Origin of the sequence: Sporosarcina sp. P34, from assembly GCF_002743375.1 — a bacterium.
Taxonomy (GTDB): domain Bacteria; phylum Bacillota; class Bacilli; order Bacillales_A; family Planococcaceae; genus Sporosarcina.
Map to the genome: position 1 here is coordinate 338,858 of NZ_PDZC01000001.1, position 26,313 is coordinate 365,170.

The window sequence follows — 26,313 nt, forward strand, 5'->3', positions numbered from 1 at the left end:
TTGACCGATACACTATTTACGTCCATACGAGAAGGGGAAAGGTGGTTCATCAACCAGTTTGGCGAAGACGAAACATATGATGCGACTAAACGATTGATCCACCTATGGGATAAAGAAATACTTCTTCTGTATATGAACGGTTTAGTGGATGGAGAGGTCTTAACAACCTTAATGACAGAAATGCAGTATCGTAATGATCTATATACAAGTGAAGATGTGGAAAACATTGACCGTGCAATGATGGATTATTTTCCGTACCATTCGGTGGAAATCGTCAAGGATGAAGATCAACTCGCAAAAGTTATTTTAAGTGGGTTAGCTGTATTCATTATGAAAGATGGTTTCACATTTGCACTTGATGTGCGGTCATACCCAGGCAGAAATCCTGAAGAACCTGATACGGAAAAAGTCATACGAGGCTCAAGAGACGGTTTTACGGAAAACATCCTGACGAACACCGCGTTAGTTCGAAGACGTTTACGTACAACGGAACTACGATTTGAAATGCATGAAACGTCCGTAAAAGGCAAAACGGACATTGCCATTGCCTTCATGAAAGGCGCCGCTAATGAAGAACATTTGAATTTCGTGCGGGAGCGACTGGATGCATTGAAAACAGATGGCTTGACGATGACCGATAAATCACTCGAGGAATTTCTATTTAAACAAGGATTTCATCCGATGCCGTTTGTTCGGTATACGGAACGTGCGGATATTTGTGCGGCGCATTTACTCGAAGGGCATATTGCGATCATCGTCGATACGTCTCCTTCCGTCATTTTAGTACCTGTTACGCTTGTGCATCATCTGCAACATGCGGAAGAATATAGACAAGCGCCTTTGATCGGTACTGTTATCCGGATGGTACGCTTCTTAGGGACATTTTTAAGTCTAGTGATGTTGCCGTTTTGGTATTTGATGTCAGTCGAAAATCAATTCGTTCCGGAGGCAATCAAGTATATCGGTCCGAATGAATGGGGCGAAGTTCCGTTATTTGTCCAATTGTTAATAGCGGATGTCGGTATAGAAGTGTTACGGATGGCCGCAATCCATACACCTACACCGCTGTCAACCGCGATGGGACTCGTTGCTGCTATCGTCATCGGGCAAGTGGCGATTGATGTAGGATTGTTCTCTTCGGAAGTTGTGTTATACGTAGCGGTTAGTGCTATTTTAACATTTGCCATTCCGTCATTTGAATTAAGTATTACGACAAAAGTGTTCAGGGTTTTCTTGTTAGTTTTCACAGCGTTACTAGGGGCGCCGGGCTTTTTCATAGCACTTGCTGCAATTTACTATTATTTATGTTCATTAAAACCGATGGATGTGCCGTATTTGTGGCCGTTCACTCCATTCTTCCCGAAAGCTTTGTTGCGTGTGTTGATTCGTTTCCCTATGACAATTGACGATCCACGGCCGTTTATTACGGAATCGCCGAACCGTGATAGAATGTCATAGGACTATTAAGATATTCCGCATGTCGTTGCCACTTCCCGTCTTCTTGTGATAAAGTTATCTGAGAGAATTCGGGAGGGGTATTGGACATGCATCTTTATGGAACACAGGCAGTGAATGAAAACGGTCATTTGACAATCGGTGGAGTGGACGTGTCAGAACTGGCTACACAATACGGAACACCGGTTATGGTCTATGATACAGAGTTATTCAAAGAGCGTGCGCAGGCATTTAAAGAAATGTTTGAGAAAAAAGATATTAAAGCACAAGTTGCGTATGCGAGTAAAGCCTTTTCTTCAATCGCGATTTATCAACTGGCAGAACAGCAAGGATTGTCCCTTGATGTTGTTTCAGGCGGGGAATTGTATACGGCTGTAGCCGCAGGATTCCCACGTGAGCGGATTCATTTCCATGGCAATAATAAAAGCAAAGAAGAACTAGTATATGCATTTGAAGAGAAAATTGGATGCATCGTAGTCGACAATTTCTTGGAAATCGACATGATCAAAGAAATTGCGGACGAGCGAAAGCAAACAATGAATGTCTTAATCCGTGTAACACCGGGTATTGAAGCACATACACATGACTATATTACGACAGGCCAGGAAGATTCAAAGTTTGGTTTTGATTTGAAAAATGGTCAAACGAATCAAGCATTCCTCGCTTTGCACGATCATGAATACATTCATTTCCTTGGCATGCATTGTCATATAGGCTCGCAGATTTTTGAGACCGATGCATTTAAATTTGCAGCAGAAGTGTTGATGGAAAGAATGGTTGAGTGGCGAAAAAATTATCAATTTATCTGTCCGGTCTTAAATCTGGGTGGAGGATTTGGTATTCGCTATACTGAAGAAGATACGCCGCTTGAGCCAGCTGTCTATGTAGAGGAAATGGCGGATGTAGTGAAAAAGATGGCAGAGGAATATGAATATCCAATTCCTGAAATTTGGATTGAACCCGGCCGCTCGCTTGTCGGAGATGCAGGAACGACCATTTATTCTGCTGGCAGCACGAAGGTTGTGCCGGGTGTCCGTACATACGTAGCAGTAGATGGCGGAATGTCTGATAATATTCGCCCGGCTTTATATGACGCGCACTATTCCAGTGCACTTGCTAACCGGATGAACGAACCACATGACCAGCAATGGACAGTTGCAGGAAAGTGCTGTGAGTCAGGTGATAAATTAATTGAAAAAGCCCATTTGCCCAAAGTGGAAACCGGTGATTTACTAGCTGTCTTTTGTACAGGAGCCTACACGTACTCCATGGCTAGCAATTATAACCGTTTGCCTCGACCAGCCGTTGTGTTTGTAGAAAATGGGCAACATCAATTAGTGGTAAGACGCGAAACGTATGAAGACATCATGAAGTTAGACCTTCCGTTGCAGTTAGATGAGAAGGAGAGTTTCTGATGAAAAAGAAAAATATCATTCTCTTCATTTCAATTGTTGCGATGGCAATAATTTGGGGAGTCATCTATTGGTATTTTGTTGTTCCTGTAATTGATCCGCGCTATAAATAATGCGCAAGTTGAAGAAAACCGTGTAATGGTGTAAACTGTACAAAGGATTTCTGAAAAGAAGGGGTTACTATTGAATCTTATTCGTTTTAAGAAGGCACAAGAAAAAATTGCTATGGGCTTTTTATCTTATATCCCTAGTGAGAAGATGTTATGCAAATTGCAAGAGACTGTTCAGCAATACCTATGTGATGAGCAGTGGCAGCTATTTCTATATAAAGAAGCAGAAGATTACATCGGATTAATAGGGGTAGAAGTCAACGACAATGACAAGATGTACACTGTTCAGCATATTTCCGTCAACCCATCTTTTCGTGGAGAAGGAATTGCCTCTAAGATGGTGAAGGAATTGCAGGAGATCTATCCAGGATACGGCTGTAAAAGTACGGACTTTACAGAGCCATTTATACAAAGTTGTTTAAGAAAAGAAGAAGGCGCAGATCTTTAACGGCTGCCCTTCTTCTTTTCTTCACGTTGTAATAGAATATCTGACCTGTCTCGATGCATATGCTTATGAATAACTGACGCACTGTTTTTAGGTAGTAATACAATCTGTGGCTTGTATTTCTCTGCTTCAATTTCCAACTGTTGTGAGATGGGAAGTGGGAATGTATAGAAATCTTTACCTGATTCAATGCGTGTAAGGCAATGCTCTAGCTGCATGATAAGTTCGTCAATAGACACTTCTTCTTGATAGCTATCAAATTGTACAGGCATCTCGCGGAAACGTGTGATGGCTTTGTTTAAAGTACGCGAAGCACCTGCTGTATTTCCTCTGCGCCAATGATATAATCCAGTAGCCATAAGAATATAGCCTGTTAGCGGATGGTCTTTTGAAAAGTTCTCTTGTTCTTTCCAATATTCCTCCAGCACTTCATGGCACTCGAAATAATCTTGATTGTCATTGAAATACACAATAAACTGTAGAAAAAGAGGATGGTAGTAAGGGTGCATCCGAATCATTCCTTTCTGGTTAGGTAGGTTGGTGAAAATGAGTTATAGTGTAAAACTCGAAGTCTTCGAAGGACCGCTTGATTTGTTACTGCATTTGATCAATCGGCTCGAAATTGATATTTATGATATCCCCATGGCGGAGCTAACACAGCAGTACATAGAACATTTGCATGCCATGCGCGTTCTTCGATTGGATGAATTAAGTGAATACCTTGTACTGGCAGCGACGTTGCTTGAAGTAAAAAGCAAAATGCTGTTGCCGGTCAATGAAGAAGAAGCGTTCATCGAAGAATTCGGTTATGAGGAAGACCCGCGTGAAGAATTGATTGCCCGATTAATGGAATATCGAAAGTTTAAAGAAGCGGCCAACTCTCTTCGTGAATCTGCAGCATATCGTGATGAGCATTTCACTAAAGAGCCTGAAGACTTAACGGATTATGGTGAACCGCTTGTAACCGAGACGGAAGATCAGCTAAATGTTTTTGATTTGATTGGTGCATTTCAGAAAATGCTACACCGAAAGAAACTCAAGCTGCCTCTTACAGCGAGTATAACAAAATCTGAGCAATCTGTCGGGGATAAGATGTCATCGATCATGAGTAAGTTAGAACTATGTGGTGGAGAATGTGATTTCCATGCACTTTTTGAAACGACAACTGTACCTGAGCTCGTATTAACATTCTTATCATTGCTCGAACTAATGAAATTGCAAGAAGTGAAAGTACGACAAAATAATAATTTTGAAGAATTACGAATCTCGTTGATCTGAAGGGATGATAGGAATGGACATCGAAACTCGTTACGTCGGGATGACGGAAAGTTTTTTATTCGTTGCGGGTGAAGAGGGGTTAACTCTTGCGCAGTTAGCCACATTGTTAAACTGCGGAGAGCAAAAAGCAGAACAAGTACTGAATTTGTTACGAGAGGCATATGACGAAGATGACACACGTGGCATAACGTTGAGAAGTTATGGCGGAAGTTTCCGCTTAATGACGAAGAGCGAATGGGCAGATGACATCAAAAGAATGTTAGAAGATCCAAAACCTTCTACGTTTACACAAGCGGCACTCGAGGTGCTTGCTATCATTGCATATAAGCAACCTGTAACGCGCGTAGAGATCGATGACTTGCGTGGTGTAAAGTCTGAGCGCGCATTGTCTTCATTGGCAGGTAAAGGCTTCGTAGAGGAAGTAGGGCGCATGGATGGGCCTGGTCGGCCTATTTTATATGGTACGACAACTTTTTTCCTAGATCGTTTTGGACTGACGTCGCTCGAAGACATGCCTCCACTGTCACTTGAAGAAGAACAGGAAACATCGGAGGAAACGGATTTATTCATGACAAAATTCCAAGAGGCATTTTCCATTACAGAAGAAGGAGGACATGATGCTTGAGAAAGACGTTGATCATCGTTCTACTGATAGTCGGATTATTGATAAATCCTGTAAGTAGTCAGGCGGCAGGTTCGTCTTTTGCAGTGATAGATGGAGAGAATGGTAGGTTGTTGATGGGATCAAATGAACATGAACCACTACCCATCGCAAGTTTAACTAAAATGTGGACGGCTTATACTTTTTTGGAGTTATCGCCCCATGAAGAAGAGACAGTCATTTCCTCAGATGCCGCCACGGCAGAAGGATCATCCATTTATCTCGAAGCGGGTCAAGTAATGAAGACGAAAGATCTGTTATACGGCCTCATGCTGCGTTCAGGTAATGATGCAGCGTCGGCACTGGCTGAACATGCGGGTGGCTCATTTGAAGGATTCGTCTATTTAATGAATGAATTGGCGCAAAGTCACGGCTTGGAGCAGACGCATTTTATGAATCCGTCCGGTTTGCATGGTGAGCATCATCTGGCGTCTGCATATGACACGGCTAAAATGTTGTACTTTGCCATGAAGAATCCGGAATTCCGTAAAATAGCTTCAACAAAGAACTATCCTTTTGAAACGGAACATGGTAAAAACAGTTGGCAAAACAAACATCGCCTAGTGCTATCTGAACCTACTGCTGTTGCGGGCAAAACCGGTTTCACAAAAGCAGCGGGACGTACATTGGCTACTTATTTCGAAAAGGATGGAAAGTCTGTCATTGTGGTTACGCTAAATAATGGAGACGATTGGCAAGTCCATAAACAGTTATCCCAGCAAGTGTTTTCCGAATATCAATCGTATACAGCAGTGAAAAAAGGAAAGTATCAAGTGTTTCCTCATATGACCGCAAAGTTGGATCACTCTGTTAAAGTACTTCTAACGAAAAAAGAGAAAAAAATGTTGTCCAATGTGTTACAGATTCCACAAGCGGATGAACAACAGAAAAAAGGTTATTGGTCTATTTATTTAGGTACAGAACCCATTAAGACGGTAGCGGTAGATATCATGACCGAAAAGTGAATAGAAAACACACTATTTCGAAGATTGTCCTACACAGGTCAGTCTTCTTTTCATTTGCCCCAAAGTGTGACATAATTTTTTCAGTATGTAACATCAAGGAGGAACCCATGGAAAGATTACAAAAGGTATTAGCACAAGCCGGCGTAGCATCAAGAAGAAAGTCAGAAAAACTAATATTGGACGGTTTAGTTAAAGTGAATGGTAAAGTCATAACGGAACTAGGCACAAAAGTTAGCAGAATGGACACAATTGAAGTAGAAGGCGTTCAACTGACAAAAGAAACACCTGTCTATTATCTACTTTATAAACCACGCGGTTATATCTCGACTGTAGATGATGAAAAAGGTCGTAAAACCGTAATGGATCTAATACCTGAAGTCAGCCAGAGAATATTCCCGGTTGGTAGACTGGACTATGATACATCAGGCGTATTGCTGATGACAAACGACGGAGATTTCTCGTATTTAATGACGCATCCAAAATTCGAAATTAAAAAGAAATATGTGGCTAAAGTAAAAGGAATCCCAACCCGTGACGATCTTAAGAAGTTGGAGACGGGAATTGAATTAGAAGACGGTAGTACTGCTCCTGCGCGTGTGAAAATGACGAGCTCAGATAAAAAAACGAATTCTGCGATTGTCGAGATCACAATCCATGAAGGACGTAACCGACAAGTTCGAAGAATGTTCGATGCAATTAATTGTCCCGTGCAAAAATTAAAGCGTGAAGAGTTCGCTAACTTGACAACACGCGGATTGAATGCCGGAGAAGCGCGTGAACTAACAACGCATGAATTGAAACAACTACGCGTGTTAGCAGAAACAGGAAAGATCGGCTAAGAAAGTGTCAAAAGTTCACAAACCTATCACTAGTGCCGGGCCAACTGATTTTATGTTTTGCTATAATAGCAGTTGGAATATAAATTAGACAGGAGGTTACATGATTGGCCAAAAATAAAAAGACTGTCAGGCTAATTAGCAGAACAGCCCTTCTATTAATTTTAGCTGCGATTATGATCTACGCAATTACTTCAAAAGATAAAGTGAAAGTCTTGGCGGAAGGAGATACAGCGCCTGATTTTGAGCTTATAGATTTAGAAGGAAATAAACATCAGTTGTCGGATTACAAAGGACAAGGCGTATTCCTGAACTTCTGGGGCACCTGGTGTCCACCTTGTAAAAAGGAAATGCCACACATGGAGGATCTCTATAAAGAATTTGAAGCGAAGGGTGTACATATCCTGACTGTCAACGTAGGAGAACCGAAAGTGAAAATTGAACTTTTTAGAGACGACATGAACCTTTCATTCCCGATGTTATGGGATAAGAACAAAACCGTTATGGATTTGTATAATATCAAACCATTACCTACAACTTTCCTCATCAATCCAGAAGGAAAGATCACGAAAGTCATTAAACAGGGAATGACAGAGCAACAAATTTACGAGTATTTAGAAAGCATACAACCAAAGTAAGGAGATTGTTACTCAATGAGCAAAATCAAATGCCAATGCGGGCATGAAAATCCTTATGGTACAGAGCTTTGTGAGAAGTGTGGTCGTCCCTTATCTGAAAAAGCAAAGAAAAGTGATATTGTAGATATGCGCTACGAGGGATCTTCTAGGAGATCTCAAACCTATAAGAGTTCCATTGTCGATAAAATTTGGAACTTCTTCTCCAGTGTGAAGATTGGTGTCAGTATTATTGCGGCCGTATTAATCGCGTCAGCAATTGGAACGATCTTTCCGCAGAAGTTCTATGTACCTGCCACTACGCCGGAAGGCTATTTGGAATACTATGAGCGTCTGTATGGTACGGTAGGAAAGCTGTATTATGAGCTAGGATTTTATGATATGTATAATAGCTGGTGGTTTAAAGTACTGGTCGGTATGCTTGCAACATCGATTATCATCGCAAGTATTGACCGTGTGATTCCGCTTTATAAATCACTTAAAAAGCAACGTACACGTCGTCATCCTTCCTTTATGAAGCGTCAACGGATTTTCGGGGAAGGCGATGTCCGAAATACGAAAGAATCACTTGCAAAAGCAGAAGAGAAACTAAAAGCAATGCGTTACAATGTGAAGACGGAAAATGGTGCGATTTTAGCTGAAAAAAATCGTTTTTCACGCTGGGGCCCATATGTTAACCACGTCGGATTAATTATTTTCATTTCTGGTGTTTTGCTAAGAGGAATTCCTGGTTTTTATGTTGATGAAGCGATGTGGCTTCGTGAAGGGGAAACACGTAATATCGTCGGAGCACCGGGTTATGTGCTGGAAAATAAAAAGTTCACGTTAGAGAATTATACAAAAGAAGAAGCGGAAGAAGTATTCGGTGAGGCGTTGGATAAAAATGGCATGATTGCTAAATCGTATACAACAGACGTTACATTGTATAAACAAGATGAGGGAGCGCTACCTGGTAGTGAAAGTCTAAAAAAAGTGAAAGATTACGCTATCAATGTCAACAAACCATTGAAGTTTGATGGATACAATGTTTTCCAGATGGATTATAAACTGGACGAGCTTAAAAACATGACATTTCATTTGGTGAATAAATCTTCTGAAGAATCACTGGGAGAATTCACGGTAAATTTAAGTGATCCGGCGAAAGTATATGATCTTGGAAATGGATCTACTGTCAATATGCTCGGTTTTTATCCAGATTATGATGGAATTAAAGACGGAGAACCCTATTCAAAGTCACCTGTTCCCAATAATCCAGCATTCATTTTTCAGATGAACACACCGGATAAGCCAGAAGGTGAAAAGAGTTTCGTTGCAATTCGTCAAACACTAGAAGTGGAAGAGAACGACTATGCGATTAAGTTTGCAGCTGCCGAGACTCGAAACATTTCCGGTTTAACCATCCGCAAAGATAAAACTTTATATATCCTCTTACTCGGTGGTCTAGTATTTATGATTGGTGTTATTCAAGGTATGTACTGGCAACACCGCAGAGTATGGATCCAAGAAGATACAGAAGGACATCTATTGATTGCTGCACATACGAATAAAAACTGGTTCTCATTGCGTAAAGAGCTGGATACATTACGAGAAACAGCAGACTTGCCTGCTTATATAGATCGTCAGGATCCTGAGTTGGACAAGCCAGAACAGGAAGGGGACGAGGAAATATGGACTTAGTTACCATTAGTAGTAACTTATTATTTGTTTCATTTGTTGCTTATTTAGTAGCGACGCTCTTTTTTGGGGGCGCTATAAAAAAGTCGAAAACAGAAAAAGCTTATCATAATAGTAAGTGGGGGACGATCGGTTTAGTTATTACTATCATCGGGTTCCTTTCTCACTTGGGCTATTTCATTACAAGATGGGCTGCATCAGGTCATGCACCACTTAGTAATATGTTCGAGTTTACAACTGCGTTCGGCATGATGCTCGTAGGGGCATTCATCATGTTATATATTATTTACCGAACACCATCACTTGGATTGTTCGCGTTGCCAGTTGCGATTATCATTATTTCATATGCAACGATGTTCCCAACGGAAGTCACCCCACTAATTCCCGCACTTCAAAGTAAATGGTTGTTTATTCACGTAATCACGACGGTTATTGGTGAATCGATCCTGGCGATCAGTGCGATAGCGGGTCTTGTATTCTTAGTGAAGAATATCGATTTGACGAAAAAATCTAAATCACGCTTTTGGATAGAAGCGGTTATGTATACGTTAGTTCTAGTTCTTGGTTTTGTTGTATCTTCTACGACTTTCAACGTCATGAACTATGAAGCAGAATTCACGTATATAGACAAAGATCAAGCACCAGCGGAAATTACGTATCACATACCTCCATTATTCGGAATGAACGAGTATGAAGCTATGACACCGGAGAAAATGACACCTTGGGTTGAGTTGCCTCCGATTATCAATGCGCAAAAACTATCTTCACTTGTATGGTCTATAGCCATAGGATCAGTGCTTTACGTATTATTACGCCTAATCGCACGCAAGCCTCTTGCCGCGGTATTCCAACCGTTAGCGAAGAAGGCGAATTCTCAACTGATGGATGAAATTGGCTATCGTGCTGTATTGATTGGCTTTCCAGTCTTCACGCTCGGTGCGTTGATATTCGCCATGATTTGGGCACATGAAGCTTGGTCACGATTCTGGGGTTGGGATCCGAAAGAAGTGTGGGCACTCATTACTTGGTTGTTCTATGCTGCATTCCTTCACTTGCGTTTATCAAAAGGTTGGGAAGGTAAAAAGTCTGCATGGCTTGCTGTCATCGGGTTTGTTATCATCATGTTCAACTTAATTGCTGTAAATTTAATTATTGCAGGTTTACACTCATACGCATAAACCTCGACTGCATGACATTACTTGTCATGCAGTCTTTTTATTTCTTTTTATAGGTCAGAAACTGTACAATGGTGTTAGAAGGTTGTCGAAAGGGGTAATAAACTGTGGAAGAAACTGTGAAGCTCTTAGTGGTGGATGACGAGGATCGCATTCGTCGCCTGTTGAATATGTATTTATCTAGGGAAGGTTATGAAATTGAAGAAGCGGTTGATGGAGCCGAAGCGTTAGAAAAAGTGTTTGCTGGACAATACGATTGTATACTACTCGACGTAATGATGCCTGAAAAAGACGGCATGGAAGTATTAGCTGAGCTGCGTGAAAATAAAATTATGACACCTGTTATTTTATTGACAGCAAAAGGTGAAGAAGCAGACCGTGTAAGCGGGTTTGAGAGTGGTGCAGACGATTATATCGTGAAACCATTCAGCCCAAGAGAAGTAGTCTTACGCGTAAAAGCTATGCTCAGACGTTCAGTTGCATTTCCGAATGTATCGTCTAACACGACATCGAAAGATTTAGTTGTCTTCCCGCAGCTGACGATTGATCATGATGCACACCGTGTAACAGCTGAAGGTAAAGAAGTTAATTTAACACCGAAGGAATATGAGTTATTGTATTTCTTAGCGAAATCACCAGACAAAGTATTCGATCGTGAACAATTACTAAAAGAAGTATGGCATTACGAATTCTTTGGAGATTTGCGTACAGTGGATACACATGTCAAACGGCTACGTGAAAAATTGAGCCGTGTTTCAGAAAGAGCAGCGAAAATGATTGTCACCGTTTGGGGTGTCGGATATAAGTTCGAGGTTCCACACGAATGATGAGAATATGGAATTCAATTGTCGGGAAGCTATGGGCCACCATATTGCTTCTCGTTTCCTTTGTCTTGTTTATCGTGACACTGTTCCTACTCGAGTTTCTAGATAATTTCCATACGAAACAAGCAGAAGAATCTTTGCAAAGAGAAGCAGCCACCATCAGCAAAATCGTTAATGATCAGAGCGGACAAACGGCCCATTCCATGCACCAGATTATAGAGGATATCCTCGACATGGAGACGAATGCCATTGTAGTGGATCAACAAGGCGATATTTTGTATTCATTCCATACCTCCTCAAGTAAAGGGGAAATTGAAGATAAATTGCTGTCCGAAAGCAGTTTATATGAGTCACCAGAACTGGGTAAGCAAAAAGTGAAAGAAATGATACTGCCTTCATTGACTGAGCAAGATGTCATGGAGCAATTTTTGATTCTATCCTATCCATTCGAACAAGTTAACGGTGAACAAGCGAGCGTACTCATGTATCAAAGCCTCGAAGCCGTGCACCGTACGACGAAAAGTACAACCAATATTGTCTTTCTATCCGCATTCATCGCATTTATTTTGACTACATTTTTTGCATTTTTCTTATCTACGCGGATTACATTGCCATTGCGTAAGATGAAACAAGCGGCGTTTGAGTTGTCTAAAGGAAATTTCGATACACATTTACCTGTTGCGCAAAAAGACGAAATTGGTCAGTTGGCAACTGCATTCAATCAGATGGGACGTCAACTGAAATATAATATTGAATTAATTAAGCAGGAGAAAGAACAGCTTTCCAGCATTCTTACGTCTATGACAGATGCAGTCGTGACGTTTAATCAAGATTATTCAATTCTCTTGAAAAACCCACAAGCTGAGTTACTGTTGAAAAAATGGTATGGGTACAACCAAAAAAATCATCATCCATTGCCTAAAGAAGTTTTCCATATGCTTGAGCATGCCATTTCATTCGCAGAGGAAGTGGAAGACGAGTTGGAATTGGGTGGACAGTTTTATGTGATTTCTATCAGTCCTTTATACAGTGAAAATAGTATCCGTGGAGCGGTGGCAGTATTTCGTGATATGACGGAACAACATAAACTGGATAAATTACGTTCGGATTTCATCGCTAACGTATCGCATGAATTACGAACACCTATTTCGATGTTGCAAGGATACAGTGAAGCCATCATTGATGATGTAGTGAGCACTGAAGAAGAACGTATGGAAATGGTCCAGATTATTCATGATGAATCCAAGCGTATGAGCCGCCTCGTCACGGACTTGTTGAATCTAGCAAGAATGGAGTCAGGCTACATTCAATTGAATAAAACTCCCCTATCTATTGTGGATTTTTTAGAACGTATAGTGACGAAGTTCTCACAAGTGGCAAGAGACGCGAAAGTGGACTTGTCTTTGAAAACCGATGAATTGAATACACTAATGATATCGGCTGATGAAGATCGGCTGGAGCAAGTATTCACTAATTTGATTGATAATGCCATTCGTCATACTCCGGACGGTGGAGCCGTAACGCTATCTGTCTACCGATCTGCGGGGATGCTTGATATAACAGTAGCTGATACAGGTGTCGGTATTCCTGAAAAAGATTTGCCATTTGTTTTTGAGCGTTTCTACAAGGCGGATAAAGCTAGAACAAGAGGAAAAGGCGGTACAGGACTTGGTTTGGCAATCGCAAAAAATATTATGGAAGCCCATAACGGTTCGATTTTAGCGACACGTGGTGATGAAAGAGGAACCATCTTTATTTGTTCTCTACCATTTGATGTATTAAACACATGAAACTTCTCTAAGATTGAAACGACTACTATAGAGCGAGGGGATTGAATGGATGACTCCTTTTTTCTACGATTATATGAAGACTATAACCGTGACGTTTTCAACTTCCTCACTTATTTGACTCGCAATCGGGAGGTAGCGGAAGATTTGATGCACGAGGTATATGTGCGTGTTCTCAAATCATACGGCCGTTTTGAAGGGAAGAGTTCTGAGAAAACCTGGTTATTTGCGATTGCGAAAAATGTCTCCATCGACTTTTTCCGAAAACAATCGACCAGTATGAAACATACAAATATTCATTTCAATTGGGAAACAGAGCAACTAATTTCAGTAGACCACTCACCCGAACATGTAGTTGAAGTAGGCGAAGAGCAGAAACAAGTGCTTGAAGCGTTACACACATGTACGGGTGACCAGAAAATGGTCATCCTTATGCGGTTCTTCCAGGATCTATCGATTGCTGAAACGGCTGAGGTTTTAAGCTGGACCGAAAGCAAAGTGAAAACGACGCAACATCGGGCGATCAAAGCGTTAAAGGCGAAATTGGAAGCACGTTCGGTCAGGGAGGATAGATGACATGAGCAGAGATAAATGGAATGAAGATAATCTCGAGAAACGATTACGTGACATGCCGGTCGTGAAAGATCAGCGTTCTAAAGAGGAGATTATGCAACGGTTGAAAAGTGATTCAAGACTTTCTGGAGCGAATCAGCTTATAAAAAAGTCTTTCAAACCTAAATGGTCTTCACTTATTGCTATTGTTGCAGCGATTTTATTGCTCACCATCATCCTGCCGATATTGATTCAACAAAATAATGAAGTATCAATGGATAAAGCAACGACGGAAGAGTCAGCTGATGCTATCAAGATGGAGAGTAATGATGAAATTCAATCGAGCGAAGCAAGTGATGCATCTGTGTTTACGAGACAGGTCACAGCGCCACTGTCGTACGCGGCCTATCCTGCCAATGTCGTGGATCACACCGCGTTTCATATTGGCCTGGTTACCGATCAGGCGACCGTTGTTCCAGTGACGTTCCTACTACCGAATGAAAGCTTGCATGAACGCTTAGGAGGCACTTCGGATGCAGTGACACTTTATAACGAGTATGCAAATAAAATAGATGAAGAAGCGCTTGGATTTACAGAGTATCATCCTTATAAAGCGATCATTTCTTCACATGGTCATCAAGTTCAAATGAAGTTTGCTTCAGATCATACCTATGACGTGTCAAGTGCGACACTTGAGATGTTACATTTGTCTCTACAAGATACGTTTCAAGGATATGATGAAATCGTGTGGCTACAAGAGGATGCTTCCGCAATTACATTGGATCAAGTAGGTCAAGTAGAAGAACCGATTGCTTTGTTAGGTACAGTTTCACATCAAGCATACTATCGATACATGAAGTCAGACGGAGAAGTAGTACTGTCCACTAATTTCGGCAAAACTTCCAATACGGTAGAGCAAGCATTGATTGACATGAAAAAGTCACCAAATGATATGTATTCGACTGTGGTCCCTGAAGGAATTGACTTCGCGGTTAAAGTAGAAAAAGATAGTGTCAACGTGAAATTCACAACAGTACTTGATTTAGAGAAGATGCAACGCGATGAAGCACTACAATTGATAGAAGGGATCTTGATGACAGCAGCAAGTTTCGATAAATATGTAGAATTCGAACGAATCGCACAAGAACAATGGATGGGATTTGATTTCACTCAGCCATTGGAAAAGCCCATTGGTGTAAATCCAAAGTATTTAATTAACGAATAATTCTGTTTTGTAAACTTGTGAAGTTTACAAAACAGTTTTTTTGCGTTATAATAGGTTCATAATTAAATATTGATTCATCTTCGGGGCAGGGTGTAATTCCCGACCGGCGGAAATGAAGTAGAATACTACTTTTAGCCCGCGAGCTTAACAGCTGATTCTGGTGAGATTCCGGAGCCGACAGTATAGTCTGGATGGGAGAAGGTGAAGGTGCAGCCATCTTTTTGTGTACGCAAAAGTGGTGCTTGTTACCTGACGGATATGTTTATGTAATTTATCTGTTCTTAACAGTGCATTTTATTCTCCCTAAAGCATCGTTTGCTTTAGGGATTTTTAGCGGAACAATGGATGAGCAAGCCTTTCCTCTTTTGAAGTGAATCGCAAAAGGAGAGAGGAACAAGTGAATAATAAGAAGTTACGTAAGCTAATTTTGGTGGCTATTTTGGGAAGTATTTCAACTGTGTTAATGCAGTTCAACTTTCCAATCCCGGCAATGCCTGGATTTTTGAAGATTGATTTCAGTGAGATTCCTGCTGTACTGGCTATCATGACCATGGGACCTGTTGCAGGTATAGGCGTAGAGTTATTGAAGAACATCATGCATTGGTTCTTATCAGGAAGCCCAACAGGTGTACCGGTAGGGGAAGTCGCGAACTTTGTGACAGGTGTATTATTTATCATGCCAATCTACTGGATCTTTACGAAGTATCGTTCAGCTAAAGGACTTGCATCAGGTTTGATCGCAGGTACAGTAGCTATGGCAGTAGGTATGAGTATATTAAATTACTTAGTGTTCTTGCCGATGTACACCTATTTCCTAGGTATGCCAGCAGTTACAGGAGATTCGCTGTATCAGATGATCGTATTGGGGATCTTACCGTTCAACTTAATCAAAGGTGTAATGCTATTAGTCATCACGTTGATGTTATATAGAAGCATGGAAAAGTGGATTAATCAGCAACAAAAGAAATTATTGTTCTAAACAAATAAACGCCAGTCATCCTGAATCTACGGGAGGCTGGCGTTATTTAATTCAACAAATAAAAAACAACACTTCCGAGTAGTAGGAAGTGCTGTGAGGACTGAATCAATCTTCATATTTTAATGGATCGCCTTCGAAGGCTTCATCCGCAATTTTAATTGAATCTGTAGGGCAGCCATCGTATGCATCCTCGAGATCCTCCATCAGTTCTTCTGGAACTTCAGTGTTTCCCATGTTATCATCTAAAATAACAAATGCAATTCCCTCATCGTCATAATCATAGATATCCGGCGCAGCAGCCCCGCAGGCCCCGCAGGCTATACACGTATCCTGATCGACAATCGTAAACTTTTTGCTAGACATTTGTCTTTCTCCCTTCTTCCATTCACTCAACCTATTTTGTATCTACTCTATTCTAAAGCTGTTTTCATCACTTTTCAACAAAAATACGCAATTTCTTCAAGGAGGACCCGCAAATGAGTTTGGATTCAATCTTATTGACGATCTTTCAACGCCTCCATGGTGAGCGTTCAGCGCAAGGTGTCTATCATATACTTCGCGGAAAACGGTCAGGACAGACGTTACAAGACGTGGAATATTATCAAGTTAAATCATACTATGCATTGTTGCCACAATTGACGGCAAGCGAATTCCAGCAAACGTTAGAGCGAATGCAAGCTGACGGACTGATCTTAATAAATGAACTCGTCTACGTGACAGCAAAAGGTCAGATGGCGACAGGCAGTGAAATGTGGCGATTTAATGGCTGGAATTACCGAGGACGTGAAAGAGAGTTCGGAAGACGGTTGGCCTTGCTAGTACAGACGTTGTCCAATTTACGCAGTGGTGAGACGATGTTCATGCCAATCCAAAAGGAGTTGCCTACCCAGCAATTTATCAAAAGCCTTTTACGTAATCAATTAAGTAACATGACTAATCTATCCACGTCATTGCGAAAAGAATTGGAGCAAGCGCTAATTCAATCCTCATTATCAGATTTGCAGCGTACGATAGTGACCAGTCGTTTGACGGGATATGGGTTTACTGCATCTACTTGGGAACAGCTGGCGGAGAGTCTAAACGTGTCGGCTAAGACTATACAACTTTACTATTTAGAAGCATTACATATATTGCTCGATTACCTACCCCAGCAACCGAACATGCCTTTGCTGACAGAATTAGCAGTAGGCTGTAGAGTGGACACATATTTGACACAATCTGCTGAACGGACACAGAAACTATTCGAGCGGGGCTATTCACTGGAGCAAATTGCTTCACTACGAAATTTGAAATTGAGTACTATAGAGGATCATTTCATTGAACTAGCGGCGAATATGGATAACTTTCCATATGAAGAATTTGTAACGAAAGAACAAATGGTTACGGTTTGGCGTCATGTTGAACAGATGCAGACTAAACGATTGCGTTTGTTGAAAGAGCAATGCCCGGAATTGTCGTATTTTCAACTACGATTAATCATCATTATGGAAAGGAGAGAGAGTTGATGGAACTTCAGAAAGTATTGCATCAAAAGTTTGGTTATGAATCCTTTCGACCTGGCCAACAAGAAGTGATTACAGAGTTACTGGCTGGACGAGATACGGTGGCAATTTTTCCGACGGGTATGGGGAAGTCACTTTGCTATCAATTACCCGCCTACATGCTTGATGGGGTAGTGATCATCATCTCTCCGCTCGTTGCGTTGATGGAAGATCAAGTGGCCAATCTAAGAAAACATAAAGAAAAACGTGTAGTCGCTATCAATTCATTTTTATCTAGGAAGGAAAAGGAGTTGGCGCTCTCCACTATGGCGCAGTATAAGTTCATTTTCTTATCGCCTGAAATGATGATGCAACAACATGTCCGGCAATTAGTTCAACAACTACCTATTGCCTTTTTTGTAGTAGATGAGGCCCATTGTATTTCGGAGTGGGGGTTTGACTTTCGGCCAGACTATTTACGGCTAAAAGAACTGTTCTCTTTTACAGAAAGAGCACCTGTATTGGCATTAACTGCTACTGCGAATAAAAAAGTAGTAGAAGACATCATCACTTACTTACGCTTAAGAAATCCTCACATACAACGACAGCCGATGGATCGTCCTGCTATATCCTATCGTATTGTGCATGTAGATAATGAATCGGCAAAAACTGAGTGGATAAGTGAAAGGTTAGCTACGACAATTGGACCTGGCGTTATTTATGTGGCATCACGAAAACGTGCGGATGAACTTGCGGCTATAATTCGACAAAGAGGAATCCCGACAGCAAGTTATCATGGCGGCAAAGAACAGGATGAACGATCTATAATTCAAGAACAATTTATACAAGGTGAACTCGAGTGGATTTGTGCTACCAATGCATTTGGTATGGGAATCCATAAAGATGATATCCGACAAGTTATTCATGAACATCTACCTGCTACGCCAAGCGCATACATTCAGGAAGTAGGACGTGCAGGACGTGATGGGGATAAAGCCGCGGTCACTCTTTTGTATAGTGAGCGTGATAGTCAGAAAGTGAAGTTCATAGTTTATGAAGATCTGCCAGATGAACAGCAAATTCTGTATTATCATTCTTTACTGCAATCAGGTACGGCGACTCTCTTGGCTGCCGAGCAAGCTGGACTATCGGAAATAGCTAGTCGTTTACTTGATTATTATTTGGAACAATATGAGGTGGAAAATGTTATTCGACAAATCCAACAAATATATCAAGTAAAAGAGAAGCACATTGCGGAAATGGAGAGCTATGTAAAAAGTGATAGTTGTTTACGTGAGAAATTGATGCAGTTTTTCGGCGAAAATATTTTGCCGGCAGAAACGGATTGCTGTTCAAACTGTCAAAATCTGGATGATGACTGGCTAATTAAGTCAGAAGCATCAACTAAACAAGAAACTGAAACGTTACAATGGCATGAACGTCTGCACCAGTTATTAGGTTGAAGCAGGGGGTGTGTATTTACATTCTAGACAAAATTCGGCATAATAGAGGAAGATGAGTTTGTGAACGAACGTACTTTTCACGGATTAATAGAGGAATTGCATCATATAATAGCAACAGACATTATGCGGTGTGAAGGAGAAATTAGATATGTTAAACGATCAGTATAAAGTGGATTTTGAACAGCAGCGAAAAGAGATTAAAGAAAAAGTGACTGTCGATAAACTTCCTTCCCGTGCAGAAGTACATGGAAAGAAGAAAGAAGAGAAATATGGTCATGTGAAAGTCATCAATATTTTTCTAGCGATATTTACTTTGATACCTATAATTATACTACTCTATGTATTATCGGATCTTTATTCCCCTGATGTTCCAGATCAAGTACCTATAGAAAAAGTCGAGTTGTCGGTTGGATTTTATCCGTCCGTAACACATTCCATACATGCCGTTTCTTAAGCGCAGTACAATAGTTTGAGGTTTTTTGAAATCTTGCTATACTACTAATGAAAATTACTACACAAAAGCAAAGTAGACGCTTTGCTTTTTTTTATGGGAGTTGACAAATGAAAAAGGTTCGAATAGCGGGATTATCAATTTTATTATCAGCGATGGCTATGCTGACTTACATGTACGCCCTAGCCCATCGGAATCGTGTGCTTACCCATACATTATATAGTACATCGACCCCAACTAATAAATTGAACGTGTTCTTTATTTCAGATATCCATAAACGCAGTATTCCAAAGCGATTGATAGATGAATTGCGTACGCGTTCTATTGACGCAGTTATCGTAGGTGGGGATGTGGCGGAAGGTGGCGTGCCGATTGGGCGAATTGAACGCAATATACGCTTACTCGCCTCAATAGGACCGATTTTTTATATTTTCGGAAATAATGACCAAGAGGTAGGTACGGAAAATATACTACGTGTGATGAAACAAGTTGGCGGAAAAGTGTTAGTTAACAGTACTACATCGATACCGAACCATCCGGCTTTCGGCATATGTGGATTGCAAGATCCGAATAACGGAATAGTAGAGATTGATAAGGCAGTGGATTCTGCAAGCGATTATGATCATCTGATCTTAGCTGTACATAATCCATCATTTTTTAGAAAGTTTGAAGAGAAGCGACAACCGGATTTATCTGTTGCTGGTCATACACATGGAGGCCAAATTAGACTTGGACCTTTTGGTATGCAAGACCTTGGTCGCTTCGAGACAGTGGGAAATTGCGCGAAATTAATTAGTAACGGCTATGGAACGACAATGGTGCCGTTGCGTTTCGGTGCGAAACCTGAATGTCATGTAGTGGAAGTTCATTACTAGAACGCGAGAAATTAGGAGAGTAGATGTCATGAATTCTGTAGATGCAGTAATTGTCGGTGGCGGTCCATGTGGCTTGTCAGCAGCAATCGAATTGCAAAATATCGGTTTGTCGGTAGTGGTAATCGAAAAAGGAAATATCGTACATTCGATTTATAATTATCCGACCCACCAAACTTTTTTTAGTTCCAGCATGAAATTATCGATAGGCAAGACACCATTTATTACAGCTGTAGATAAACCAAAACGTAATGATGCCCTCGTGTATTATAGAACCGTCGCACAAATCGAAAACTTGCGGATCAACAGTCATGAGCGAGTGGAAGATATAAATAAGCAGCATGATAAATTTATCGTGACGACGGATAAAGCGGTCTATGATGCGCAATATGTCGTGGTGGCGACAGGCTATTATGATCAACCTAATCGTTTACATGTCGAAGGAGAGGATTTGCCTACTGTCTATCACTACTTTAAAGAAGCGCATCCGTACTTCAATAAAAAAGTGACGGTCATTGGTGGGAAAAACTCTGCTGTTGACGCAGCACTTGAATTACACCGGGCAGGTGCTCATGTAACTGTCGTTTATCGAAACGAAACGTATTCGAAAAGTGTCAAACCATGGATACTTCCTGGCTTTGATAGTTTGGTCTGTAACGGTCAAATCGAAATGCATTTTAACGCAAATGTAACGAAAATCACTGAAAAACATGTCACCGTTCATAAACAAGGTACCCTATTTGAACTTGAAAGTGACTATGTATTTGCGATGATCGGCTATCATCCTGATCATGCATTTTTACGTAAAATAGGAATTGAAGTAAATGAACAATCTGGACGGCCTGTTTTCAATGAAGAGTCGATGGAAACAAACATTGAGAATTTATTCATCGCGGGTGTTATTGCAGCGGGGAATAATGCCAATGAAATTTTCATCGAAAATGGACGTTTCCATGGTGGAATGATTGCACAGCATATTGCTCAAAATACGTGAATGGATAAGTCGCTTACTTTACAGGTAGGCGACTTTTCTCATTTATGATGTGATATACTAGCGACGTGAGGAGGCGCCTATGTTAATTTTACTGACAGTCGCAATAGCGCCGGCGCTGGCCCTTTTTAGTTATTTGTATTTACGTAAGCAAATTGCCAAAGAGCCATCCAAGACGCTATTCCGTGCATTCGTTTACGGTGCAATCATGACATTTCCTATTTTGTTTATCCAGCATGTATTTGAAGAAGAGCATGTATTTTCTAATGAATTTTTCCGCAATGTTTTATTTACGAGCAGTTTAGAGGAATTTTTTAAGTGGATTATTATTTTTATTCTCGTATATAAAACTATAGAGTTTGAAGATGCTTATGATGGAATTTTATATGGAGCGAGTGTCTCACTCGGATTCGCTACAGTAGAAAATATTTTATATTTACTATCTTTCGGTTTGGATACAGCGTTTCTGCGTGCATTACTGCCTGTTTCAAGTCACGCATTATTTGGAGTCGTCATGGGTTATTATTTTGGTAAAGCTAAGTTTTCAGCTATGTCAGAAAAAGCAAAATGGATAGCTATTGCATGTTTGGCGCCATTGTTGCTTCATGTACTATACAATTCCATTTTATTTACGAATGATTATTGGTTGTATCTAATGATCCCATTTATGCTATTCCTATGGTGGTTTGGGCTGACCCGAGTGAAGTACGCGCATACGTTTGCGATGCAACAATTTAGAAAACGAAATCAATCAAACTTTTAAGAAATCCATCTGAGTTCTTCAGATGGATTTTTTGCCTTATAAAATACTCGAAATTGGACAAACTACGAGGAAGCACAATTTTATGGAGGTGGATGTCTATGAAGCGAATTACAAAACGCTTCCTATTTTTATTACTGGCAGGCATCATGATGTGTTCTTTCTTTGCGAGTCATAGTGAAGCGTTCAGTGGACGCGATTTGGCAAAAGGCGCAAAAGGAGATGACGTCATTGAATTGCAAGCAAGACTTCAATATATCGGTTTCTATCATGGGGAGATTGATGGTAATTTCGGTTTTGGGACTTACTGGGCATTACGTAATTTCCAAGAGCAATACGGTTTACCAATAGACGGGATAGCTGGTAAAAGCACTCAAAAAAAGTTGGCAGGAATTACAGATTACGATGAAAAGTATGTAAAAGGACAGATTGCGAAAGGAAACCAATTTACCTATTATGGCGGTCAGTCGCTAGAATCCCAAGTGAAAAAGGGAAGTGCTCCACACAAGCAGTCCCAAACCCAAATGCAAGCACCGCCTAAATATACTGATCAAGACATTAATTTATTAGCCAATGCAGTGTATGGTGAAGCCCGTGGCGAGCCATACGAAGGACAAGTAGCGGTAGCGGCAGTTATTTTAAACCGTGTCGAACATCCAGACTTTCCTGATTCAATTGGTGGTGTCATCTTTCAACCAGGGGCGTTTACTGCAGTGGCGGATGGACAGATTTGGTTGACACCGAATCAGCGTGCGAAAGAAGCAGTTATCGATGCAATCAACGGTTGGGATCCTTCTGAAAATGCAATTTACTATTTCAATCCAATCACAGCTACTAGTAAATGGATTTGGTCAAGGCCACAAATTAAGAAAATCGGTTTACACATATTTTGTGAATAATAGAAAGGAGACCTAACTTATTATGAAACGAATGATTTTCATTCTGACCTATTCATTTATTGTATTGGGAATATATACGTTTGGAACGGTACGTGAAAATGAAGAATTATCTATCGCGTTGAATGGCCAGTATTCCAAGAGTATGACAGATGCCTCACAAAAGCTTGGTGAATTGGAAGAAGCGGTAAACAAGTCATTGCTTTTTGAGGATCAAAAAAGTTCCGCAAAAGAAAGAGAAGATATTTGGCGTTTATCTTCAGATATTAAGTCATCCATTTCCGCACTTCCTGTAGATGAAAGTTTCTCTACTTCCTGGATGAACTATTTAGGAAGGTTAGGGAATTTTGCAAAGGAATCTACAGAGAATGGAGACCCTGACAAATACTACGGTGTGATGCAACGCGCTTCAGAAAATCTGGATGAGCTAACGAGTGAATGGCAGTTGGCAACGAAGGATATGTTTTCAAGTAAAATGTCAATTAGTAACTGGGAAAAAAAGTTGCGTGACTCACCTGATGGTAAGGCGAATTGGTCAAAAATGGGAGAGTCTGTCATGAGTTATACAGAAGCGGTATTTCCTTTAACGGCTAGTGAGTCTGATGCCCAGAAGAAAAAAGAGTTGCGTGATATTAAAGAAAAGAAAATTAGCGAGGACGAGGCAATTCAGAAATTTAAAAAGCTTCTACCCGCTGTTTCAAATGATATCATTGCGGCAGAAAGAAGTAGAAAAGGTGCTCCATATCCATTTTATCATATCCGTTATGCAGAAAATTCTTCAATCGGTTATATAGATATCACTGAAAAAGGCGGGCATGTACTGTCGTACCTTATGGAGCGTCGCATGGGTAAGTCTACAGTATCGTATGAAGAGTTAGAGAAGTTGGCTAATGAATTTTTAAAGAAGGCAGATTATACAGATTTGGTTTTAGAAGAGGCTAGAGAGAATGATAACGCGTGGCATTTTGTTTTCGTTCGGGTGCATCCTGAAAATGAAGCCAAAGTATTCTCCGATCCAATTCATATAAAATTAGCGAAAGACAACGGCGAAGTAATTGGTTTGGATGCATCGGAATACATTCGTAAAGAGCAACCGAAACCACAGCCTATTCGTACAGCGGAGTGGCACACGTTCTTCAGACCAGATGTTACCGTAATGGCCCAAGAGCTTGCCTACGTAGAAAATAGTCAGTTGGAGCAACGTCTTGCGCATTATTTAACAGTCGTTTCAGGAAAAGAGAACTTGGAGACATATAAGATTCTCGTTGACACAGAGACATTAGAAGTGATTACGACGGAAAAACAATAAAAAGATTGGAAAAATTTACTCCACATGACATAATGAAAGAATAGGACGAATGGCAGGTGGAGAAATGAGACTAAGTATCGGGACAGTATTAACATTAGAGAAAGATTATACGGAGGAATCGGAAAAATTCAAATGTCGTGTAGTGGATATTGAAGATGACGAGCACTTCATGATGGATTATCCTATTAATATAATGACGGGTAAAACAGCGTTCTTCATAGATGGTACGCAGCTTCTCGTGACATTTGTAGATGAGTATAAGATGTCTTATGCCTTTCGTACGGAAGTGCATAGCCGGGTTAATCAAACGATACCTATGCTTAAACTGAAATATCCCGGTGATAAGCAATTGATTAAAATCCAAAGAAGGGAATTTGTTCGTGTTGATACGTCATTAGACGTGGCATTACAGGCGGACTCCTCAACGTTGCAATTGGTGTCATTGGATATTAGTGCTGGCGGATTGGCAGTCAATATGAAAAGTCATGATTATTTCCCGCGAAATACTGAAGTGAAATTATTGATCGTTTTGTTTTTCTCCAAAACAGAAATCAAATATGTATCATGTAAAGCAAGAGTAGTACGAAACTGGGAAAGTGAGAAGCGGAGATTAAGCTCTTTCACGTTTGATGAAATAGACGATAAAGATCGACAACACATTATTCGTTATTGCTTTGAAAGACAATTAGAATTACGAAACAGCTAAAGGAAAAGTCTGTCGAGAGCAGACTTTTCCTTTTTGCTTATGGTACAATAAAGGCGTAAATGGAGGGGTTTTCATCATGACAGCTGGAATGAGAATTGCAATTGATGGTCCTGCAGCTGCAGGTAAAAGTACAATTGCTAAATTAGTAGCCAAAAAATTAGGATATACGTATATCGATACAGGAGCCATGTATCGTGCGATTACTTACAAAGTACTTCAAAACAACATAGATCTACATAATGAGGAAGATATTTCAAAGTTGATCGCCCAAACGGAAATTGAATTACAACCGGACGAACACGTGCAAAAAGTGTTGCTCGATGGGATTGAAGTAACCGATGCGATCCGTTCACACGAAGTGACGACAAATGTTTCAGCGATAGCGGCGTTGACAACTGTCCGTGAACTCTTGGTAGCTAAACAACAGAGTCTTGCAGCGGAATCCTCCGTTGTAATGGATGGTAGAGATATCGGTACTGCCGTTTTACCTGAAGCTGAACTAAAAATCTTCATGACAGCTTCTGTAGAAGAGCGTGCACAGCGTCGTTTACTAGAAGAACAAAAGCGTGGAATGAAATCGGATTATGAAACGTTGAAAAGAGAAATTAGCGAGAGAGATCAAGCAGATAGTGAACGTGAAATTTCTCCATTAAAAAAAGCAGAAGATGCGATTACAATTGATACAACAGGGAAGACAATAGAAGAAGTGACAAATAGTATTGTCGAATGTGCCGAAAAGAGGTTAGCTCAATGAATTTATATCCACTTGGCAAATTTTTGATTAGTACTGTTTGCTTTCCACTTTATCGAATCAAAGTAATTGGAAAAGAAAACTTTCCTAAGGAGGGTGGAGTGCTATTATGCACGAATCATATCGATAATCTAGATCCCCCTATAGTTGGAATTACAAGCCCAAGAACGGTTCATTTTATGGCCAAAGAAGAGCTGTTTGATATGCCGATTCTTAAAACGGTGTTACCAAAAGTACAGGCATATCCTGTAAAGCGCGGTATGAGTGACCGAGAAGCATTCCGGAAAACCATTAAACTATTACGTGAAGACAAAGTAGTAGGCTTATTCCCTGAAGGAACAAGAAGCAAAACAGGGGAGATTGGAAAAGGTTTGGCAGGTGCAGGCTTCTTTGCGTTAAAAGGTGGAGATGCTAAAGTCGTCCCTTGCGCAATCATCGGTCCGTATAAAGCCTTTTCGCAACTGAAAGTCGTGTACGGGGAAGCTATGGATATGACACCTTATCGTGAAAGGAAAGCATCTGCCGAAGAGGTAACGGATGCAATTATGGCAGAGATATCCAAGTTGATTGAACAGTATAAATAAAAGAATAAGTGTAATTTTTTGTTTTTAAGTCTCAAT

Annotated in this window: 28 protein-coding genes and 1 riboswitch; of the genes, 26 read left to right on the plus strand and 2 right to left on the minus strand. The window is 40.6% G+C overall.

Annotated elements, in window-relative coordinates; all coding sequences use genetic code 11:
- The 3 genes from CSV63_RS01690 to CSV63_RS01700 all read left to right on the plus strand — a co-directional run bounded on the left by CSV63_RS01690 (position 1) and on the right by CSV63_RS01700 (position 3,425).
- Positions 1-1,458 carry a spore germination protein gene (locus tag CSV63_RS01690; protein WP_099694255.1) on the plus strand — a complete coding sequence of 486 codons (1,458 nt, stop codon included), beginning with the start codon at positions 1-3 and terminating at the stop codon, positions 1,456-1,458.
- An 86-nt stretch (positions 1,459-1,544) separates the two neighbouring features.
- Positions 1,545-2,870, plus strand: a complete 1,326-nt coding sequence (gene lysA, locus CSV63_RS01695) for a diaminopimelate decarboxylase (RefSeq protein ID WP_099694256.1) — start codon at positions 1,545-1,547, stop codon at positions 2,868-2,870.
- A 180-nt stretch (positions 2,871-3,050) separates the two neighbouring features.
- Entirely contained in the window at positions 3,051-3,425 is a 375-nt protein-coding gene (locus CSV63_RS01700) for a GNAT family N-acetyltransferase (RefSeq protein ID WP_099675057.1), read from the plus strand.
- Here CSV63_RS01700 and CSV63_RS01705 read toward each other — a convergent pair.
- On the minus strand, positions 3,422-3,931 hold the full coding sequence (locus tag CSV63_RS01705) for a DUF309 domain-containing protein (RefSeq protein ID WP_099694257.1): 510 nt from the start codon (positions 3,929-3,931) through the stop codon (positions 3,422-3,424). The genes CSV63_RS01700 and CSV63_RS01705 overlap by 4 nt on opposite strands.
- A gap of 37 nt (positions 3,932-3,968) precedes the next feature.
- Between CSV63_RS01705 and CSV63_RS01710 the strand changes: the two genes are divergently transcribed.
- The 12 genes from CSV63_RS01710 to CSV63_RS01765 all read left to right on the plus strand — a co-directional run bounded on the left by CSV63_RS01710 (position 3,969) and on the right by CSV63_RS01765 (position 16,013).
- Entirely contained in the window at positions 3,969-4,700 is a 732-nt protein-coding gene (locus CSV63_RS01710; RefSeq protein WP_099694258.1) for a segregation/condensation protein A, read from the plus strand.
- Between the two features lie 13 nt (positions 4,701-4,713).
- A complete protein-coding gene (gene scpB / locus CSV63_RS01715; RefSeq protein WP_099694259.1) occupies positions 4,714-5,325 on the plus strand; it encodes an SMC-Scp complex subunit ScpB in 612 nt (203 codons plus the stop codon).
- Positions 5,322-6,326 (plus strand): D-alanyl-D-alanine carboxypeptidase family protein, encoded by a 1,005-nt coding sequence (locus CSV63_RS01720; protein ID WP_199203578.1) that lies wholly within the window; start codon positions 5,322-5,324, stop codon positions 6,324-6,326. The genes scpB and CSV63_RS01720 overlap by 4 nt, the downstream gene beginning before the upstream one ends.
- A 107-nt stretch (positions 6,327-6,433) precedes the next feature.
- The gene (locus CSV63_RS01725; RefSeq protein WP_099694260.1) at positions 6,434-7,165 is read left to right on the plus strand and encodes a pseudouridine synthase; all 732 of its coding nucleotides are present in this window, start codon (positions 6,434-6,436) and stop codon (positions 7,163-7,165) included.
- A gap of 104 nt (positions 7,166-7,269) precedes the next feature.
- Complete coding sequence (resA, locus tag CSV63_RS01730) at positions 7,270-7,800, plus strand: thiol-disulfide oxidoreductase ResA (RefSeq protein WP_099694261.1); 531 nt, start codon at positions 7,270-7,272, stop codon at positions 7,798-7,800.
- A 15-nt stretch (positions 7,801-7,815) separates the two neighbouring features.
- A complete protein-coding gene (gene resB, locus CSV63_RS01735) occupies positions 7,816-9,474 on the plus strand; it encodes a cytochrome c biogenesis protein ResB (protein WP_099694262.1) in 1,659 nt (552 codons plus the stop codon).
- Positions 9,465-10,649: a c-type cytochrome biogenesis protein CcsB gene (gene ccsB, locus CSV63_RS01740; RefSeq protein WP_099694263.1), complete on the plus strand. Its 1,185-nt coding sequence runs from the start codon at positions 9,465-9,467 to the stop codon at positions 10,647-10,649. The genes resB and ccsB overlap by 10 nt, the downstream gene beginning before the upstream one ends.
- A 104-nt stretch (positions 10,650-10,753) precedes the next feature.
- Positions 10,754-11,473 carry a response regulator transcription factor gene (locus CSV63_RS01745; RefSeq protein ID WP_099694264.1) on the plus strand — a complete coding sequence of 240 codons (720 nt, stop codon included), beginning with the start codon at positions 10,754-10,756 and terminating at the stop codon, positions 11,471-11,473.
- Positions 11,470-13,260, plus strand: coding sequence for an ATP-binding protein (locus tag CSV63_RS01750; protein ID WP_099694265.1), 1,791 nt, complete (start codon positions 11,470-11,472; stop codon positions 13,258-13,260). Before CSV63_RS01745 ends, CSV63_RS01750 begins: the two co-directional genes overlap by 4 nt.
- A gap of 45 nt (positions 13,261-13,305) precedes the next feature.
- Positions 13,306-13,833, plus strand: a complete 528-nt coding sequence (locus CSV63_RS01755; protein ID WP_099694266.1) for a sigma-70 family RNA polymerase sigma factor — start codon at positions 13,306-13,308, stop codon at positions 13,831-13,833.
- A gap of 1 nt (position 13,834) precedes the next feature.
- Complete coding sequence (locus CSV63_RS01760; RefSeq protein ID WP_099694267.1) at positions 13,835-15,034, plus strand: hypothetical protein; 1,200 nt, start codon at positions 13,835-13,837, stop codon at positions 15,032-15,034.
- Between the two features lie 72 nt (positions 15,035-15,106).
- A riboswitch (FMN riboswitch) is annotated at positions 15,107-15,241 on the plus strand.
- 190 nt (positions 15,242-15,431) lie between these two features.
- Positions 15,432-16,013, plus strand: coding sequence for an ECF transporter S component (locus tag CSV63_RS01765; protein ID WP_099694268.1), 582 nt, complete (start codon positions 15,432-15,434; stop codon positions 16,011-16,013).
- 105 nt (positions 16,014-16,118) lie between these two features.
- Here CSV63_RS01765 and CSV63_RS01770 read toward each other — a convergent pair whose 3' ends face one another.
- On the minus strand, positions 16,119-16,376 hold the full coding sequence (locus tag CSV63_RS01770) for a ferredoxin (RefSeq protein WP_099631542.1): 258 nt from the start codon (positions 16,374-16,376) through the stop codon (positions 16,119-16,121).
- A 113-nt stretch (positions 16,377-16,489) separates the two neighbouring features.
- Here CSV63_RS01770 and CSV63_RS01775 point away from each other — a divergent pair, with 113 nt between their 5' ends.
- From CSV63_RS01775 to CSV63_RS01825, 11 genes are all read left to right on the plus strand, one after another.
- Positions 16,490-17,518, plus strand: a complete 1,029-nt coding sequence (locus CSV63_RS01775) for a YpbB family protein (RefSeq protein ID WP_099694269.1) — start codon at positions 16,490-16,492, stop codon at positions 17,516-17,518.
- Positions 17,518-18,957 carry a RecQ family ATP-dependent DNA helicase gene (locus tag CSV63_RS01780; protein WP_158233884.1) on the plus strand — a complete coding sequence of 480 codons (1,440 nt, stop codon included), beginning with the start codon at positions 17,518-17,520 and terminating at the stop codon, positions 18,955-18,957. The genes CSV63_RS01775 and CSV63_RS01780 overlap by 1 nt, the downstream gene beginning before the upstream one ends.
- A gap of 148 nt (positions 18,958-19,105) precedes the next feature.
- Entirely contained in the window at positions 19,106-19,411 is a 306-nt protein-coding gene (locus CSV63_RS01785) for a hypothetical protein (protein WP_099694271.1), read from the plus strand.
- Between the two features lie 107 nt (positions 19,412-19,518).
- Positions 19,519-20,283 (plus strand): metallophosphoesterase, encoded by a 765-nt coding sequence (locus CSV63_RS01790; protein WP_099694272.1) that lies wholly within the window; start codon positions 19,519-19,521, stop codon positions 20,281-20,283.
- Positions 20,284-20,311: 28 nt separating this feature from the next.
- Positions 20,312-21,274, plus strand: coding sequence for a YpdA family putative bacillithiol disulfide reductase (locus tag CSV63_RS01795; protein ID WP_099694273.1), 963 nt, complete (start codon positions 20,312-20,314; stop codon positions 21,272-21,274).
- 79 nt (positions 21,275-21,353) lie between these two features.
- A complete protein-coding gene (gene prsW / locus CSV63_RS01800) occupies positions 21,354-22,034 on the plus strand; it encodes a glutamic-type intramembrane protease PrsW (protein WP_099694274.1) in 681 nt (226 codons plus the stop codon).
- A gap of 98 nt (positions 22,035-22,132) precedes the next feature.
- Positions 22,133-22,930, plus strand: coding sequence for a spore cortex-lytic enzyme (sleB, locus tag CSV63_RS01805; RefSeq protein ID WP_099694275.1), 798 nt, complete (start codon positions 22,133-22,135; stop codon positions 22,928-22,930).
- A 22-nt stretch (positions 22,931-22,952) separates the two neighbouring features.
- Entirely contained in the window at positions 22,953-24,236 is a 1,284-nt protein-coding gene (locus CSV63_RS01810; protein WP_099694276.1) for a PepSY1/2 domain-containing protein, read from the plus strand.
- Between the two features lie 64 nt (positions 24,237-24,300).
- The gene (locus CSV63_RS01815; RefSeq protein ID WP_158233885.1) at positions 24,301-24,942 is read left to right on the plus strand and encodes a flagellar brake protein; all 642 of its coding nucleotides are present in this window, start codon (positions 24,301-24,303) and stop codon (positions 24,940-24,942) included.
- A gap of 76 nt (positions 24,943-25,018) precedes the next feature.
- A complete protein-coding gene (cmk, locus tag CSV63_RS01820) occupies positions 25,019-25,696 on the plus strand; it encodes a (d)CMP kinase (protein ID WP_099694278.1) in 678 nt (225 codons plus the stop codon).
- Entirely contained in the window at positions 25,693-26,277 is a 585-nt protein-coding gene (locus CSV63_RS01825; RefSeq protein WP_099694279.1) for a lysophospholipid acyltransferase family protein, read from the plus strand. Before cmk ends, CSV63_RS01825 begins: the two co-directional genes overlap by 4 nt.
- Positions 26,278-26,313 lie beyond the last annotated feature (36 nt).